The 16,679-nt window shown below is 71.4% G+C and carries 16 protein-coding genes and 2 pseudogenes; 4 read left to right on the top strand and 14 right to left on the bottom strand.

The features are described from left to right. Positions 1 to 55: 55 nt before the first annotated feature. On the top strand, positions 56 to 250 hold the full coding sequence (locus ACFU53_RS02890) for a hypothetical protein (protein ID WP_383985388.1): 195 nt from the start codon (positions 56 to 58) through the stop codon (positions 248 to 250). A gap of 34 nt (positions 251 to 284) precedes the next feature. Here ACFU53_RS02890 and ACFU53_RS02885 read toward each other — a convergent pair whose 3' ends face one another. From ACFU53_RS02885 to ACFU53_RS02865, 5 genes and pseudogenes are all read right to left on the bottom strand, one after another. Next, a complete protein-coding gene (locus ACFU53_RS02885) occupies positions 285 to 1,088 on the bottom strand; it encodes a DUF4142 domain-containing protein (protein WP_383985386.1) in 804 nt (267 codons plus the stop codon). A 251-nt stretch (positions 1,089 to 1,339) separates the two neighbouring features. After that, a complete protein-coding gene (locus ACFU53_RS02880) occupies positions 1,340 to 2,743 on the bottom strand; it encodes a DUF692 domain-containing protein (RefSeq protein ID WP_383985384.1) in 1,404 nt (467 codons plus the stop codon). Positions 2,744 to 2,917: 174 nt separating this feature from the next. Next, a complete protein-coding gene (locus tag ACFU53_RS02875; protein ID WP_383985382.1) occupies positions 2,918 to 3,724 on the bottom strand; it encodes a DUF4142 domain-containing protein in 807 nt (268 codons plus the stop codon). 119 nt (positions 3,725 to 3,843) lie between these two features. Beyond that, positions 3,844 to 4,452, bottom strand: coding sequence for a DUF4142 domain-containing protein (locus ACFU53_RS02870; protein WP_383985381.1), 609 nt, complete (start codon positions 4,450 to 4,452; stop codon positions 3,844 to 3,846). Between the two features lie 229 nt (positions 4,453 to 4,681). Further along, positions 4,682 to 5,416: pseudogene (locus ACFU53_RS02865) on the bottom strand (peptidyl-tRNA hydrolase); the annotation flags it as partial. A gap of 116 nt (positions 5,417 to 5,532) precedes the next feature. Here ACFU53_RS02865 and ACFU53_RS02860 point away from each other — a divergent pair. Then, positions 5,533 to 6,483 (top strand): ATP-binding cassette domain-containing protein, encoded by a 951-nt coding sequence (locus ACFU53_RS02860; RefSeq protein ID WP_383985379.1) that lies wholly within the window; start codon positions 5,533 to 5,535, stop codon positions 6,481 to 6,483. After that, positions 6,483 to 7,154, top strand: a complete 672-nt coding sequence (locus ACFU53_RS02855; RefSeq protein ID WP_383985377.1) for an ABC transporter — start codon at positions 6,483 to 6,485, stop codon at positions 7,152 to 7,154. The genes ACFU53_RS02860 and ACFU53_RS02855 overlap by 1 nt, the downstream gene beginning before the upstream one ends. Here the strand turns inward: ACFU53_RS02855 and ACFU53_RS02850 are convergent. The 9 genes and pseudogenes from ACFU53_RS02850 to zapE all read right to left on the bottom strand — a co-directional run bounded on the left by ACFU53_RS02850 (position 7,146) and on the right by zapE (position 15,770). Continuing rightward, complete coding sequence (locus tag ACFU53_RS02850; RefSeq protein ID WP_383985375.1) at positions 7,146 to 7,349, bottom strand: hypothetical protein; 204 nt, start codon at positions 7,347 to 7,349, stop codon at positions 7,146 to 7,148. The genes ACFU53_RS02855 and ACFU53_RS02850 overlap by 9 nt on opposite strands. 35 nt (positions 7,350 to 7,384) lie before the next feature. Further along, positions 7,385 to 8,245 carry a polysaccharide deacetylase family protein gene (locus ACFU53_RS02845; RefSeq protein WP_383985373.1) on the bottom strand — a complete coding sequence of 287 codons (861 nt, stop codon included), beginning with the start codon at positions 8,243 to 8,245 and terminating at the stop codon, positions 7,385 to 7,387. Between the two features lie 51 nt (positions 8,246 to 8,296). After that, a pseudogene (locus ACFU53_RS02840) lies at positions 8,297 to 8,532 on the bottom strand (DUF397 domain-containing protein). 116 nt (positions 8,533 to 8,648) lie between these two features. Next, a complete protein-coding gene (locus tag ACFU53_RS02835) occupies positions 8,649 to 9,263 on the bottom strand; it encodes a hypothetical protein (protein ID WP_383985371.1) in 615 nt (204 codons plus the stop codon). A 21-nt stretch (positions 9,264 to 9,284) separates the two neighbouring features. Further along, positions 9,285 to 10,658, bottom strand: a complete 1,374-nt coding sequence (locus ACFU53_RS02830; protein ID WP_383985442.1) for an alkaline phosphatase PhoX — start codon at positions 10,656 to 10,658, stop codon at positions 9,285 to 9,287. A gap of 114 nt (positions 10,659 to 10,772) precedes the next feature. After that, a complete protein-coding gene (locus ACFU53_RS02825; RefSeq protein ID WP_383985369.1) occupies positions 10,773 to 11,609 on the bottom strand; it encodes a slipin family protein in 837 nt (278 codons plus the stop codon). 187 nt (positions 11,610 to 11,796) lie between these two features. After that, on the bottom strand, positions 11,797 to 13,311 hold the full coding sequence (locus tag ACFU53_RS02820; RefSeq protein ID WP_383985367.1) for a SulP family inorganic anion transporter: 1,515 nt from the start codon (positions 13,309 to 13,311) through the stop codon (positions 11,797 to 11,799). Between the two features lie 20 nt (positions 13,312 to 13,331). Further along, complete coding sequence (locus ACFU53_RS02815) at positions 13,332 to 13,910, bottom strand: carbonic anhydrase (protein ID WP_383985365.1); 579 nt, start codon at positions 13,908 to 13,910, stop codon at positions 13,332 to 13,334. A gap of 714 nt (positions 13,911 to 14,624) precedes the next feature. After that, positions 14,625 to 15,770, bottom strand: coding sequence for a cell division protein ZapE (zapE, locus tag ACFU53_RS02810; protein ID WP_383985363.1), 1,146 nt, complete (start codon positions 15,768 to 15,770; stop codon positions 14,625 to 14,627). Between zapE and ACFU53_RS02805 the strand changes: the two genes are divergently transcribed. Next, complete coding sequence (locus ACFU53_RS02805) at positions 15,769 to 16,635, top strand: pyrimidine reductase family protein (RefSeq protein ID WP_383985361.1); 867 nt, start codon at positions 15,769 to 15,771, stop codon at positions 16,633 to 16,635. The genes zapE and ACFU53_RS02805 overlap by 2 nt on opposite strands. Positions 16,636 to 16,679 lie beyond the last annotated feature (44 nt).

Raw genomic sequence — 16,679 nt, 5'->3', positions numbered from 1 at the left:
CAGGGCCCGCGAGCGGCGGGACGGCCGAGTCGTAGGGTCCGGTCAGGGGGTGAGCATGTCTGATCGCGGCTGGGACGACGACAGGGAGTACCACGACGCGGTGCGGCGGGCCGAGCGGGCGACACGGTTCGGCTGGGCGGCCATCGGCGGCACGACAGGGGCGCTCGGCTGTGCGCTGATCGCCGCGGCTGTCTTCTGCGCGGTCGTGGTCGTCGCGTGCGTGTACGTCGTGGTGGCGAGGCAACAGTAGGCGGATGCACTGCCGGGAGGCCGGCCGGACGCTCCTAGTCGTCGTCCTCCGCCGGTCCGTTGGCGGCCGGTGGCAGGGTGAAGCGGGGTGAGGACGTCGCCGGGGGCGGGGTGGTCGGCGAGGGCGACGGGGTCACCGGGATCGGGGAGCCGGGGTCGACCAACGGGCCCGGCGGCGCGGGGGAGTTGGTGAGGGGCGGGGCGCTCGTGGCGACGGTGTCGCGGGCGATCGCGTCGTAGTCGACGAGCCCGGTGGCCTCCAGGACCTTGATGTGGTCCAGGACGGTGGTGTTGGCGTCGTCGGCGAGATCGCGGACCAGTGAGTTGCGGGTGGTGGCACGGACCTGGGCCACGACGGAGAAGACCTTGCCGTGCGCCAGGCGCAGGATGTTGGCGAACTCGCGGTCGTAACTCTCGCCCTGCGCCGCCGTCAGGGTGTCCAGCCACGCCTTCTGCTGGTCGCTGGGCTGGTTGGGCAGGGGCAGGCTGAGGCGCGCGGCGACGTTGCGGACGCGGGCGTCGAGGAAGGTGTGCCCCTCGATGAGATGCTCCCCGGCGGTCCGTACGGCCGCGGTGGTGCCCTTCGTCTCGGCCTGCTGTCCGGCGGGCAGCTCCCACAGCCCCGCCAGTCTCACCTTGGTGATGAAGTCCCGGTCCAGGGCGGACAGCGGGCCGTACTGCGTCGTCACGGTGGACGCGTTGAGCACACTGACGCCGGTGCCGGAGCGGTCCGCGTACGACCAGACCGGGAAGATCAGCGCGATGAGCGTCGCCGTCAGTCCGGCGACGATGAGTCCTGTGCCACTGAATGGTCCCCCTCTGCCGGTGGTGGTTCGCATGGTGCCTCCTGCTCGCGGCACCGCACGCTAGTGCGCAACGGGTGCTGATCGGCCTACCGACCGGCATGTTACTGCCCGGTCTACGCCAACTGCCGTATGAGGAGGAACGGTTGAGGAGGGGACAAACCGCGTCGGATGGGGTAGGAAGGGAGATGGGCAGGTCGGGTGAAAAGGGGGCGAAAGCGACGGTAAGCCCGTGTGTGGGGCACGGGTTTGTTAATCGCAGCACATCTGGGGGTGAACACTCCGGCTCAGCGGCGTAGCAGCACCCTGCGGGTCGCGCGGGCCAGCCGGGCCGTCGGGCGCTGGGAGAGCGGGGCGGGGCCCGAGCGCTCCAGCCACCACCGGCGTACCTCGCGGAGGACGTCCGCGTCATCGGGCCGGCCGGTAAGGAGCACGTGCTCGGCGAAGGAGAGGGCGTCGCGCCGGTAGCCGTCGGCCATCGGGTGGCCCTGCGCGTACGCGACGAAGGTCGGCCGGTACGACGAGCCGAGGATCTCCGGGAGCTCCGGCGCCACCTTGGCCACGACGTCCGCCCGCTTGGCCGCGAGGGCCCGCGCCTGGACGCCCAGCCGCACCCGGTCGAACCCCTCGGGCACCGGGGTCCCCGCGACCAGCGCGGACAGCAGCGCGGCCTGCGCGAGCCCGAGCCGCTGCCGGGCTACGGGCTCCGCGTCCTCGGCGGGCGCCTCCGCAGACGTACCGGAGGCATCGGCTGCGGTACCCGAGGCATCGGCTGCGGTACCCGAGGTGTCGGCGACGGTACCCGAGGTGTCGGCTGCGGGCGCCTTCGTCTCGGGGCTGCGCACCTCGGCCTTCTCCAGCACCTCCCGGATCGCCGTCAGCTCCCGCTCCAGCTCGCCCGGCTCGGGGAAGTTGTCGTCGCGCTCCAGGAGGACGCCCGGCGGGGTCACGCGGGAGGTGAGGTCGGCGAGGACGTCGAGGACCTGCTGGGGGACGGGGTGGGCGTGGCTGTCGTGCCAGACCCCGTCCCGCTCGAAGCCGCCCGCGACATGGACGTACGCGATGGCCTCGACCGGCAGCTCGTCGAGCGCCTTCGCGGGGTCCTCGCCCCGGTTGACGTGGTTGGTGTGCAGGTTCGCCACGTCGATGAGGAGCCGGACGCCGGTGCGGTCGACGAGGTCGTACAGGAACTGCCCCTCCGTCATCTCCTCGCCCGGCCAGTTGATGAGGGCCGCGATGTTCTCCAGGGCGAGCGGCACGGGCAGCGCGTCCTGGGCGATGCGGACGTTCTCGCACAGCACGTCCAGGGCGTCCCGGGTGCGCGGCACCGGCAGCAGATGCCCGGCCTCCAGCTGCGGCGACGCGGTGAGGGCGCCCCCCGCCCGTACGAACGCGATGTGCTCCGTGACGAGGGGGGCGCCCAGTGCCTCCGCGCGCTCGGCGAGGGAGCGCAGGCGCTGCCCGTCGGGGCGGTCGGCGCTGCCGAGGCCGAGGGAGACGCCGTGCGGGACGACCGTGACGCCGCGCTCGCGCAGGCGCAGCAGCGACTCGTGGATGTGGCCGGGACAGACGTTCTCGGCGACGACCTCGACCCAGTCGACACCGCCCGCCGCCCCGGCCATGCGCTCGACGGCGTCGGCGATCTCCGGCCGCCAGCCGATCCCCGTACCCAACTGTGCGATCTGCTCCATCGTCCCCTCCTCGGTCACGTCGGCCACGGCTTCACCAGGACTGTGTCTTGTCGTGCCGCGCTCCCTTACGGCGGACCTGTGTTCCGGCGTGACGGAGTCATGGCCCCGGAAGCCGGGGCCGAACCCCGAGGAGGGGACCTTCAGAGCAACATTTGAGCTTTCTGTTCGAGCTTTCTACTGGACCTGGGGCTGGCCCTGGTCCTTGTTGATCTCCTCCGGGTCCGGACGGCCGGTGGGGACCTGCCCGGACTGGAAGGGCGACGGGGTCGACTTCACGTCCGGGTTGGTGGACGGCTCGGCGGCGGGTGCGGCGGGCGGCACCTGACCGGGAACGGGCGGCGGCGGGCCGGTCGGGCTGGCGGTACCGCTGACCGAGTTGTCGGCGATGGTCGCGAAGTCGACCTCGCCGGTGCCCTCCAGGATCGTGATGTGGTCCAGCACGGTCTGGTTGGCGTCGGAGGCCAGCTGGCGGATCAGCGTGTTGCGGGTGGAGTTCCGCACGGAGGCGATCGCCGGGAAGATCTTGCCGTGGGCGGCCCGCAGCAGGTTCGCCCAGGTCTTGTTGTACTCGGCCTCGGTCTTGCTGGCGGTCATCTGGTCCAGCCAGCCCTGCTGCTCCGCCGTCGGCACGTTCGGCAGCTCGACGCCCAGCTTCGCCGCGATGACCCGTGACCGCTTGTCGAGGTCGCCGTGGCCCACGATCAGGTGGTCGGCGGCCTCTCTGACGGACTGGCTGCCGCTGCGCTCCAGCGCCTGCTGCCCGGCCGGCAGCTCCCACAGACCCGCCAGCCGCACGCGGATGAGCAGGTCGCGGTCGCCGGGGGTGAGCGGCCCCCACTGCGTGGTCACCGTGTCACCGGTGAGCGCGGCCGCGGCCGTGGCGTTGCGGTTGGGGTACGAGTAGAAGATGGGATAGGCGACCGCGGTGAGCGTGCCGGCGATCGCCAGGGCGACGAGGACAGAGCCCTTGGAGCGTCGCAAATGAGCCTCCCGGAGGAAACCAACTGATCGTTGGGGACTGACTGTTGCTTGGGGGTGCGGATGTGACCGCTGTGTGTGTCTGGTCCGGCGCCGCCGTTCGGGGCGGAGCCGGAACCGCGTCAGATCGTGCCGTTGGCGATCGCGTCGAAGTCGACCTGTCCGGTCTTCTCCAGCATCGTGATGTGGTCGAGCACGGTCTGGTTGGTGTCCGAGGCCAGCTGGCGCACCAGGGTGTTCTCGGTCATGTTCCGCACCTGCCCGATGGCTGGGAAGATCTTGCCGTGCGCTGAGCGCAGCAGGTTGGCCCACACCCGGTCGTACTGGTCGTCCGTGGCGTTGCTCATCTGCTGCAGCCAGGCCTGCTGCTGCGGGTTCGGCTGGTTCGGCAGCTCGACGCCCAGCTGGGACGCCACGGTCCGTACCCGCTCGTCGAGGTCCTTGTGGCCCACGATCAGGTGGTCCGCCGCTTCCTTGACCTCCGCGCTGCCGGACCGCTGCATCGCCTGCTCGGCGGCCGGCAGTTCCCACAGTCCCGCGAGGCGCACGCGGATGATCAGGTCCCGGTCGGAGGCCGTCAGCGGCCCCCACTGGGTGTTCACCGTGCTGGAGGCCATGTTGGCCTGGGCGGTACCCGAGCGGTCGGCGTAGGACCAAACGGGGAACGCCAGTGCGCCGACGGTGACGACGAGGGCAAGGCTGGCGATGAGCGAGCCGTTGAAACGCCGCAAAGTGATCCTCCCGGATGATGCCAACTGGTCGTTGGGGCAGTTACTTGGCCAGTACCGGGAAGTACGTGTGGGGCGGCGGAGTTGTTCAACGGGCTTTGAACCGGCTGAGTACGGCCGACGCAGGCGGACACGATTCAAGGTGGCTCGGGGCGACCCCGGTTGTCCGGGTCGGCCGCCCCCCGGTTGCCTGGCGTGGGCCTCTCCGCCCGGGGAGCGGACGCCCGCAGCCGCGCAACGCCCGGTGGTCCGCGACCACCGTGCAGGAGCCCGGGGCCACCTCGGTGAAGCCCGCGTCGCGGACGAGGGGGAGACCGGCGGGGGTGAGGGCCTGCCAGCGGGCGGGCGCGGCGGTGCGGACGGCGAGCGGGAAGCCCGCGTCCCGCCAGGCGGCGCGGGCCGCGTCGTCGAGGTCCCACCAGGCGAGCTGGGCGCCGTGACCCGCCTGGGCCATGGCCTTGCCCGCCGACATGTCGACCTCGGGGTTCAGCCAGAGGACCGGGGCGGCGGGGTCGGGGTCGGCCGGCGGTTCCGGGTCGTCGAGATCCGTGCCGGAGACCTGAAGGCGGGCCAGGTCCTTGGGCCAGCCGTCGAGGGGGACCGGCGGGAAGACGCGCACCTCGGCCGACTTGCCCGCCACGGTGATCCCCGGCAACGCTTCCGCCCGGCGCCACTCCGCGCCGCGCGCCCGCCGGACCACCTTGCGGATCCGGGCGTCCTGCCAGCTCCGCATCGCCTCGGCCCACTCCCCGCCCCCCAGCGACCGCGCGTCGCTCAGCATCACCAGCACCGCCCGCGCCGCCGTCTCCAGCGCGTCCGTACGCGCCGGGGGAGCGCCCCGCTCGATGCGCGCGACCAGGGGCAGCACGAACTGCGGCGCCTCGTCGCGCGAGGTCCGCTCGTCCCGGAAGGGACTGTCCTCGGTGGGGGTGGGAGTCGACGCAGGAGTCGGGTCGCTGGTGGTCACCCGCCCAGTCTGCCAGGCGGAAGATCCGGGTCCGGCGGCGCTCCGGCCGGGCTCTCGATCGGACGGGAGACGTGGGCCCCCGACATGTACTCGCGCGGTTGTACGAGGATGGGGGCATGGAACGTGAGTTACTGCTGAGGCTGGAGGGTGTCGGCCGCCGTTACGGGTTCCGTGGGGCCTGGGTGCTGCGCGGCGTCGACCTGGAGATCGCCCCCGGCGCGCTGATCCGGGTGGAGGGTGCGAACGGCACCGGCAAGTCGACGCTGCTCCGCGTGCTCGCCGGGCTCGACGCGCCCACGGAGGGCCGGGTGACAGGGCGCCCGCGCACGGCGTACGTCCCCGAACGCTTCCCCGCCGCGCTGCCGTTCACCGCCGTCGAGTACCTCACGCACCTCGGTGCCGTCCACGGTCTGGACCGCCCGGCCGCCGCCCGCGCCGCCGACGAGTGGCTGAAGCGCTTCGGGGCCGCCGAGTACGCCCGTACGCCCATGGGGGAGCTCTCCAAGGGCAGCAGCCAGAAGGTCGCCGTCGCCCAGGCCCTGCTCGCCGAACCGGAGTTGCTCGTCCTGGACGAGGCGTGGACCGGCCTGGACGCCGACGCCCGCGAGGAGTTGGAGCGCGTGGTCGTCGAGCGGACCGCCGCCGGGGCCGCCGCGGTGTTCGTGGACCATGACCCGCGCCGCCTGGCGGGGGTGCCGGACGCGACGTACGCGGTGGTCGGGGGAGCGCTCGATCTCCGTGAGGGGACAGCCAATTCGCGGACGGAGGCGAATGACTCCTCGATGGCCGTCACCGTCACCGCCTCCGCCTCCGTCGTCGAGGGGGGTGGACCGTCGGGCGCCCAAGTCCCGGACGGGGTACGGAAACTGGCGACGGCCGTCACGGAGACGGCCTCCGGGGCGCACCGGTTCACCGTCCCGCAGGCCGACTCGGACGCGCTGCTGAGGGCGTTGCTGGGCGCTCGTCCGCCATGGCACGTGGTGAGCGTGGGTCCGGCCCAGGGACCGGCCGACTCGCGGGAGCCCGCGGCCCTGGCCGAACTGGAACTGGAAGTGGAAAGCTCCTGATGAACGCCCTCATCCGTTACCAGGCGGCCCTCCTCGTCCGCTCCCAGCGCTGGCTGCCGCCCGTCATCCTGTACGCGGCGTTCCTCGGCGTCGGCGTGCAGAGCGGGCAGCCGGTGCTCGACTCGCTCGGCTACACGGCCGCCGCGCTGCTGCCCGTGTCCGCCTGGCTGATGCGGATCTGCGTCACCAACGAGCCGCCCGCTGCCCGCAGTTGTACGGGCGCGGCGGCCGGACCGGGCCGGGCGCACCTGGCCTGCGTCCTGGTCGCGTTCTCGGCGGCCGCGCTCCTCGGGACGGCGGCCACGGTCCTCGTCACGATCATCAGCGCCCCCACGAGCACGGACCACCAGACGCGTGTCGAGTCTCTCCCGGCGGGCGGCGCCGGCCTCCTGGCGGCCCTTGTCTGTGCCCTCCTCGGCACGGCCGTCGGCGCGCTCACGAACTGGCCGCTGCTGCGCTCGCCGGGCCGGTCCGTGCCCACCCTCCTCCTCGGCGCGCTGCTCGCCCTGGTGGTGACCGGGTCCCCGGCCCGGCTCGCGGTCACCGCCCTGGTCGACGGCTCGCAGCACGCGACGATCCCGGTGCCCGTCCTGCCCCTGATCGCAGCCGGACTCCTCACGGCGGCCGCCACCGCCGTGGCCTGCGCCCTGACGACCCGCCGCTCAGCCTGAGCAGGCGGTCCGTTCGGCTTCCCGCCATTCGCACACCGGGCACAGGGTGATCCCCTTGTGGGACTCCGGGTACTCGGTGGGCTTCTGGCACAGGACGCACTCGGCGAAGGGCGGGCCGTCGGCCGTGGCCCGGGTCTGGGTCTGGACCTCGGCCGGTTCCGCGGTCGTCGGTTCGGTGCCGCAGTAGTCGCTCATATGTCCAGCGTAGAGCGACCGTGCGGGGCCCGGCCTCAGGGCGCTGTCGCCGCCGTGGCCCCGACCAGCTCCGACACCTTCACGAACCGGAACCCGCGCGCCCGAAGCGCCGGCACGATCTTCCGTACGGCCCTCTCCGTGACCGGCGCGGCACTCCGCGTGCAGTGCATGACCACGACAGATCCCGGCCGCACCCCGCCCAGCACCTCCCGCACCACCTCGTCCGCGTCCGTCGCGAACGCGTCCCCGCTCACCACGTCCCACTGCACCGCCGTCACCCCGGACGCGCTCAGCCGCCGCAGCGCGCGGCTGTCGTAGCAGCCGCCGGGGAACCGGAAGTACGGCATCGGGTCCGTCACCCCCGCCGCACGGAACACTCGATAGGCCCGCTCCAGATCCGCCCGCATGCGACCCGGCGCCATGGCCGGCAGGCCGTAGCAGTCCTCGGTGAAGGCGTGATGGCTGTACGAATGGTTCGCCACCTCGAACAGGGGGTCCCGCCCGATGGACCGCGCCTGGATCGGATACTCCTCGACCCATCGCCCCGTCATGAACACCGTGGCCGGAACCTTCAGCTGCCGCAGCGCGGCGATCAGCTGCGGATTGTCGAACCGTTCGCCCGCGGCGGCCCGCTCCCCCTGATCCGCGGTCATGTCTGCGTCGAAAGTGAGCGCGACGGTCTTGTCGGTACGGGTCCGGAGGCCGTGCTCGAACACCGGGGTCAGCCCGGCCGGGCCCGGCGCGAGCGTGGGCGGGCGGGACGACGTCACGGTGGTGGGGCTGGCGGTGGCGTTGACGATGCGTGTCGAGGCGTGCGGTGTGCCACAGGCGGCGAGGGCGGCGCCGAGTGCGCCGAGTGCGCAGAGCGCGGTGATTCTTCGTACAGGACTGATCACCGCACGAAAGTACGGCGGTGGGATCAGCGGACAGTCGGTTTGGCTGCCGGATTACAGGGAGTCCGGCACGAAGTCACTCGCCCGGGCGATGAAGGGTGCCCAGGCGGCGGGGGAGAGGGTCAGCTCCAGGCCGGCGGGGAGCTTGGAGTCGCGGACGTGGATGGTGGGGGGCAGGCGGCGACTTCTACGCAGTCGTCGCCCTGGGCGCTGCTGTAGCTGCTCTTGGTCCAGTGCAGTTCAGACTGTCGGACGGGTCGGGCTCCCAGTCGACGCTCATGCTCGGCCACCTCCAGGTGAGTCGGATCTCCCCACGATCAACTCACCCAGAGTCACGAACGGTTACGCGTACCGTCCATCGAACACGTATGTACGGCCCGGCGCCGTACACGCGGGCTTCGCGGTCTCACCACCAGTCGGTCAGGTCCACCAGAAGATCGCAGTGCGGGTCGTCCGGGGCCGGCCGGTGCCGTTCCTCCTCCTCTACGAGTGAGGGGAGCGAGGCGATCAGCGCGGTGAGAGTGTCGGCCGGGCGGATGTCGGCGCCGATGATGCCGGTGCCGTCGGGATGCCGCACGTACAGGCGCAGCAGGCCGTCGCCTCGCATCAGGAACCCGATCAGGAAGGGGTTCTCGTCGTCGCCGGGGTCCGACAGGGCGCGCAGGACGCTCAGCGCCTGGCCCTGTTCGGGCTCGGGGGTGGGAATGATCCGCTCCGGGCGGAGGCGGATGAGGGTCATCCCCATGAGGTCGCTGACGTCGTCGCTGCTGTAGAGCTGGGTTCCGGCCAGGGTGGTGCGCAGGATGCCGGGGATCTGGGCGGGTGCCACGACGTCGTGGGGGATCTCGTAGAGGAAGGTGACGCCTTCCTCGTCGTCTCCGGCGTGCACGGCGATCCGTACGGCGCCGGGGGCGGGCAGGACGCCGCGCAGGCGGCAGCCTTCGGAGAGGGGCGCGTTCAGGTGGTACAGCAGCAGACGGCTGACGGCCGCCTGCTGCTCCCGGTCTTCGGGGTGCGTCACTTGTTCATCCATGTGTGGTCGTCATCGGCGCCACGGCCCCGTCACCGCGAAGGTCGTGCCCGGGGCGTAGCAGTTGACGTACATCGTGTCGCCGTCGGGGGAGAAGGTGACGCCTGCGAACTCGCCCCATTCCGGGGCGGTGGGGGTGCCCGTGTTTTGGGCGTTTCGGGCCATGGCGTAGACGTCGCCGCGGCGGGTGACGCCGTAGATGTGTTGGGTGCCGTTGCCGTCCTCGCAGACCATGAGGCCGCCGGAGGGGGCGAGGCAGATGTTGTCGGGGGATTCGCCGGGGAGCTGGAGGTCCGTGTCGGGGCCGAAGGCGATCACCAGGGTGAGGGTGCGGTGGTCGGGGTCGTAGCGCCAGATCTGGCCGTAGTGGTCGGCGGTCGAGCCGTCCGCGCTGCGGGCGAAGGAGGAGACGAAGTAGACGCAGCGGCCGCCCCAGTAGCAGCCTTCCAGCTTCTGCGCGTGGGTGATGCCCTGGGGGCCGAAGTCCTGGTGGCGAATGGGGGTTTGGGTGGCGAGGGGCTCGGGGACGTCCACCCATTCGATCCCCTCGAAGCAGGCTCCGGGGTCCTGGACGGGGGAGAGGTCGGGTACGCCCGGGACGCGCATCGCCTGGAGGCGGCCGCCCGCGCGGAGTGAACCCAGGCCGCCCTTGGGCCTGTTGGGGAGGAAGCGGTAGAAGAGGCCGAAGGGTTTCTCGAAGGCGTCCTCCGTCTCGTAGACGACGCCTCGGTGCGGGTCCACCGCGATCGCCTCGTGCTGGAAGCGGCCCATCGCGGTGAGGGGTACGGCTCCTGAGCGGTGCGGGTTCGCCGCGTCCACCTCGAAGATGTAGCCGTGGTCCTTGGTGTAGCCGTTAGTGCCGGCCTTGTCCTCGGTCTCCTCGCAGGTCAGCCAGGTGCCCCAAGGGGTGGGGCCGCCCGCGCAGTTGACCGCGGTGCCGGCGATGGCGACGCGTTCCGAGAGGACCTTGCCGCGGGCGTCGAGGGTCAGGGACGTACAGCCGCCCTTGCCCATCGGGTCGTAGGTGAGGCCCTCGATCGTGGGGACCGGGATGCGGCCGTTGTGGCGGTTCTCGTGGTTGCGGACGAGGTGTACGAGGCGAGCACTGCCGTGTCTGCCGGGGAAGGCGGACATTCCGTCGTGGTTGCCGGGGACCTGGCCCTCGCCGGAGCGGAGGGGGTCGCCCTCGCGGGACAGGACCTGGTAGCGGAAACCTTTCGGCAGGTCGAGCAGGCCGTTCGGGTCGGGGATCAAAGGGCCGTAGCCGGAGTGGCCGAGGCCGCTCTGCGCGGCGGCCGTGCCTGCGAAGAGTTCGGAGAGAGCTCCGGTGAACGCGATGCCTGCGCCCAGGGCGCCGGAGCGGGCGAGGGCCTGACGGCGGGTCACTGACACGGGGAAACCTTCCTGTTGGCGGACAGGATGTGACCCGCCTGTGTGTATCACGCGGTTAACGCCGCGTGAACCACGCGTGTAGAGGGAGGTGGAGGAGTCGTCCTCGCGTCACTCGGTCGGAGGGGGCGGGGACGGTGGGGGTGGGGGAGGTGGGTGGGGCTGCGGAGGTGGGTCCGGTGGGGGGCCTGCCTGGGCTCGTTCCAGGAAGCGGAGCAGCTCCACAGGGAAGGGGAGGACCAGGGTGGAGTTCTTCTCGGCGGCGACCGCCACCACTGTTTGCAGCAGGCGGAGTTGGAGGGCGGAGGGGGTGTCGGCCATCTCTTTCGCCGCCTCCGAGAGCTTCCTCGACGCCTGCAACTCCGCGTCCGCGTTGATGATGCGGGCGCGGCGTTCGCGGTCGGCCTCGGCCTGGCGGGCCATGGAACGCTTCATGGTGTCGGGGAGGGACACGTCCTTGATCTCGACGCGGTCGATGGTGACGCCCCACTCCACGGCGGGGCTGTCGATCATCAGCTCCAGGCCCTGGTTGAGCTTCTCGCGGTTGGAGAGGAGGTCGTCGAGATCGCTCTTGCCGATGATCGAGCGCAGGGAGGTCTGGGCCATCTGGGAGACGGCGAAGCGGTAGTCCTCGACCCGCACGATCGCGTTCGCCGCGTCGACGACCTTGAAGTAGACGACCGCGTCGACGCGTACGGTGACGTTGTCGCGGGTGATGCCCTCCTGGGCCGGGACGGGCATCGTCACGATCTGCATGTTGACCTTGCGGATGTGGTCGATGCCGGGGACGACCATGGTGAAGCCGGGGGTTCTGGGTTCGCCGCGTAGTCGGCCCAGGCGGAAGACCACGCCTCGTTCGTACTGTTTGACGACTCGGGCCGCGGCCGCGACGTACACGACGGCGGCGGAGCCGACCGCTGCGGCGGCCACGAGTAGCTCTTCGACCATGACGAGCCCCTTCGAGCCGTCCTGTATCACCGGGAATACCACGATATGCCGGAGGTGGGGGGCTGGTCGAATGCCGTGGGGGAGGGCTGGGCCGTGCCGGCCGGGGGTGGGCGGGTGCCCAGCCCGGCCGTGCCGCCCCAGCGGCACGATTGCCCGCAGCTGGGACGGCAGGGAGGGGGTCGCAGGGTCAGAGCGTTCCCGAGGAGACCTTTTCCGGTTCCGGGACCGTCATGCGTACCGGTTCCGTGCCTGTCGCGCTGTGGCGGGATGCCCAGTTCTCGAGGGCGGTGCGGCAGGCGTGGTCGAGGTGGTGGAGGCCGGTGAGGTGGAGTTCCACGGGGCGGTCCTGGGGGAGGGACTCCAGGCTGTCGAGGATCTTCGGGAGGCGGAGGAAGGTCGCGTTGCCGGAGAGGTAGGCCTGGACGGGGCCGGCGCCCTTGTCTATGACCTCCAGCTTGACGTGCGAGGCCTCCCAGGCGGTCTTGGCCACGGAGAGGGCCAGACCGATCAGTACGCCCTCGAACATGTTGACCGCGACGATCGCCACGGCCGTGGCGACCAGGATCAGCGCCTCGCCCCGGTGCGAGCGCCAGAGGGAGACGACCTCGCGGAACGGGATCAGCTTCCAGCCCGCGTGGACGAGGATGCCCGCCAGGGCGGGGAGCGGGATCAGGGCGAGGGCGCCCGGCAGCAGGGCCACGAAGAGCAGCAGCCAGACGCCGTGCAGCACCCGGGACGCCTTCGTCTTCGCACCGGCCTGGAGGTTGGCGGAGCTGCGCACGATCACCGCGGTCATCGGCAGCGCGCCCAGCATCCCGCACACCGTGTTGCCGACGCCCTGGGCCATCAGCTCCTTGTCGTACTCGGTGCGCGGACCGTCGTGCATCCGGTCCACGGCCGCCGCGCTGAACAAACTCTCGGCGGAGGCGATGAGCGTGAAGGCGAGGATCGTGCCGAGGATCGCCACGTCCGCCAGTTCGCCGAAGGCGTCCAGGCCGGGGGGCTGGATGACGTCCAGCAGGCCCTTCACCTCGACGTTCGCCACCGGCAGGCTGAAGGCCAGGGTGGCGAGAGTGGCCAGGACCACCGCGGCGAGGGCGCCGGGGACCAGCTGGGCCTTCTTCGGCAGCCGCTTCCACAGCACCAGCACGGCGATGGTGCCCGCCCCGACCGCGAGCGAGGCGAGTGCGGCGGCGCTGCCCATGGCGTCGACGAAGGCGCCGGGCAGGCCCGCGATCTTGTCGATGCCGGAGGCGGGGGCCTTCAGGCCGGCCGCCGCGTAGAGCTGGCCCGCGATGATCACGAGGCCGATGCCGGCGAGCATGCCCTCGACGACGGAGACGGATATCGCGCGGAACCAGCGACCCAACTTCATTGCGCCCATGGCGAGTTGGAGCAGGCCGGCGGCGAGCACGATCACCCCGAGGGCGGGCAGCCCGAACTGGCGCACCGCCTCGAAGACCAGCACGGTCAGACCGGCCGCCGGGCCGGAGACCTGCAGGCTGCTGCCGGGCAGCAGACCGGCGACGAGGCCGCCCACGATGCCGGTGACCAGGCCGAGTTCGGCCGGCACCCCGGAGGCGACGGCGACGCCCACGCACAGCGGGAGGGCGACCAGGAACACGACGAGCGAGGCGCCGAAGTCCTGTCGCAGGTGGGGGAACCTGGAGTTGAGGGGGGACTTGGAGGTCTTGGAAGTCATCTCGGACACCTGGCCGCCGGTCACAGGGTCTCGAACTTGTCGGTGTCCGCGCGGTGTTCGCGCACGGCACCGGTGTGGACCTCGTAGTACCAGCCGCGCAGCCGCAGCCGGCCGTCCGCGAGGCGCCTGTCCACGCACGGGTAGGAGCGCAGGCGCAGAAGCTGGCTGAGGACGTGGTTCTGCACACCGTCGGCGACGGTCGGGTCCTCGACTGCCCCTTCCGGGCGCGGTGTCGCGTTGGTCAGCCAGTCGCGTACGGCCGGTACGGCGTTCAGGTCGTCGCCGCGCACCAGGGCGCCGACGGCGCCGCAGTGCGAGTGTCCGCAGACCACGATGTCGGTGACGCCGAGGACCTCCACGGCGTACTCGATGGTGGCCGTCTCGCCCGTGGGGCGGTCGGGGGCGTACGGGGGGACGATGTTGCCGGCGGTGCGCAGCTCGAAGAGCTCGCCGGGGCGGGCGCCCGTGATCAGGGCCGGGACGACCCGCGAGTCGGAGCAGGTGATGAACAGGACCTCGGGGGACTGGCCTTCGGCCAGCCTGGCGAACTCCTCAGGGCGCTGTCCGAACGTACGGGCGTTGTCGATGAGGGGCTGCATGATGTGGTGACTCCTCCTGGCGCGCCTCGGTGGCGCGTCGGGCTTGCACGACAGGGTGTGGGGGGACAGGCTCCGCGGCTCAGCAGCGGAAGACCTGGAGAACGGCCGGGGTGTGGGCCGTGAGGGATCTCGACGCCCGGTGGTGTTGGGTCGAGGGCCGTTCGGGTTCGCTCGCGGCCGCCGGGTTCTCCCCCAGCGACGGACGCGCGGGCGCCCCTGGAACGGTGTGGGTTGATGCGCGATGCCGGTCGCGTGTGCGGAGAGGACCGGTCGGGTCCTGTGAGGGTGCGCACTTGCGGGAGGTGACGGCCTTGTCACGCACCGGCATCGCTGTGAGGGTGTTTCCGGGCTCGGCTTTGGCCTTGACATGACCAAGCGTGTGCGCGGCTGCGAAGGATGTCGTGGGAGCGAAGAACGTGAGGGCGAGCAGGACGGCGGCTAGGGCCGAAAGGGCGGTCCGGGTCGTCGTACCTCGCAATATGAGCCTCCCCACTGGCAGTTCTCGGTGTCTCCCACGCGTCGACAGGCGCTCGACCTGGTCAACCGATGGTCAACCGTTGGTCAAGAAACACGTTAACCCTGCAAAGTTGTTTGCAGGGTTAACTTAACGTTGCGAGCTGAAGAGAGCCTGAAAAGCGAGTCAGGTTGGCCGGAATCCACCCTTGACCTGGGAGATTTTTACCTGGGAGGGCCTACGGTCGGGGTGCTTGTGGGTCAGTGCTCCACGAGTCGCTTGGCGTCGCGCGCGAGGGCGGTGAGGCGGGAGATGGCGCGGAAGTACTTCTTGCGGTAGCCACCCCTCAGCATCTCCTCGCTGAACAGCTGGTCGAAGGGCAGCCCAGAGGCGAGCACGGGCACCTCGCGGTCGTACAGCCGGTCGGCGAGCACGACGAGTCGCAGGGCCGTGGACTGGTCCGGGATCGGCTGGACGTCGGTCAGGCAGACCGCTTTCAAGCCGTCCGTGAGGGCGCCGTACCGGCTGGGGTGGACGCGCGCGAGGTGGTCCAGCAGGTGCGGGAAGTCGTCGAGCGAGGCGCCCTCGGTGGCGTACGCAGCCTTGGTGACCTCCTCGTCGGAGAACGGCGCCGGGGCCTCGGGCAGACCGCGGTGGCGGTAGTCCTCGCCGTCGATGCGCAGGGCGCGGAAGTGGGCCGACAGGCCCTGGATCTCGCGCAGGAAGTCGGCCGACGCGAACCGGCCCTCACCGAGCTTGCCCGGCAGGGTGTTCGAGGTGGCGGCCAGCGCCACGCCCGCGTCGACGAGCCTGCCGAGCAGTGTCGACACGAGGACGGTGTCGCCCGGGTCGTCCAGCTCGAACTCGTCGATGCACAGCAGGCGGTGCCCGGAGAGGGTCTGGACCGTCTTCTGGAAGCCGAGGGCGCCGACCAGGTTCGTCAGCTCCACGAAGGTGCCGAAGGCCTTGAGGGAGGGTTCGGCCGGGGTGGCGTGCCAGAGGGAGGCCAGGAGGTGGGTCTTGCCGACGCCGTAGCCGCCGTCCAGGTAGACGCCGCGGGGGCCGGCCGGGACCCTGGGGGCCTTCGCCCTGCCGAAGCCGAAGAAGCCGCGCTTGCCGGCGCCGGTCGCGTGCGCCCCGCCGAGGCCCGCCGCGAAGCCGCTCAGGACGCGGACGGCCTCGGTCTGGCTGGGCTGGTTCGGGTCCGGGACGTATGTATCGAAGCGGACCGAGTCGAAGCGGGGTGGCGGCACCATCTCGGCGACGAGCCGGTCCGCGGGTACGTGTGGCTCGCGGGTGCACAGGGACGAGGGGGCCGCTTCGGGTATCGGACCGATTCCGGACACGGTGGCTGAGGACGACGACACGGTTACCGAGTCTAAGGGTCGTGCCACACTGCACGACATGCGACGCCTGTTCCCTGTGACCGAAGAGACAGCGGCCCGGACACCGGAAGCGACCGGTGGTGCGAATGCGACTGAAATGCGAACGCCGGGCGAGAGCGAGGGGCCGAGTGCGGTCGGCGGCTCGGATCTCGTCGACCGGGAGTGGAGTCTCGGTGAGCTGGCCGTGGCGTATGTCTATCCCGAGCCCGCGCCGGGTGGGCGGGAGCCGTGGCTGCGGGCCAACATGGTGTCCACGCTCGACGGCGCCGCCCAGCACGGCGGGCGTTCGCAGCCGATCTCCAGCGATGCCGACATGCGGATCTTCGGCACACTGCGGGGGCTCGCGGACGTGGTGATCGTCGGCGCGGAAACGGTGCGCCAGGAGGGGTACCGCCCGGCACGCGCGCGTGAGGCGTTCGCGCAGGCGCGTCGGGCGGCCGGACAGACGCCGGCCCCGGCCGTCGCGGTGGTGAGCGCGAGTCTGGATCTGGACTTCTCACTGCCGTTGTTCACCTCGCCGTCGGTCCCCACCCTCCTGCTGACCGGTGCAGCCGCGGCCCCCGACCGGGTCGCCACCGCCGAGAAGGCGGGCGTCCGGGTGGTGGTCGCCGGGGACGGCATGGGCGTCGACCCGGCCCGGGCCGTACGGGCCCTCGCCGACCTGGGGCTGACGCGGCTGCTCAGCGAGGGCGGCCCCCGGCTCCTGGGCCAGCTGATCGCCGCCGATGTCCTGGACGAGCTCTGTCTGACCGTGTCGCCGATGCTCACGGCGGGGGACGCCCAGCGGATCGCCGGGGGCCCCTCGGTACCGGTGCCCAAGCGCTTCGTGCTGGCGTCGCTGCTGGAGGAGGCCGGGTTCCTGTTCGGTCGTTACCGTCGTACGTGAAAGCGGACGGAAGCTACCGCTCCGTATAGCTTTCGCCGGGCACA

Source organism: Streptomyces sp. NPDC057474, assembly GCF_042802555.1.
GTDB lineage: Bacteria > Actinomycetota > Actinomycetes > Streptomycetales > Streptomycetaceae > Streptomyces.
Note: the sequence above shows the minus strand (reverse complement) of the source record. Positions and strands in the feature narration are given on the sequence as shown.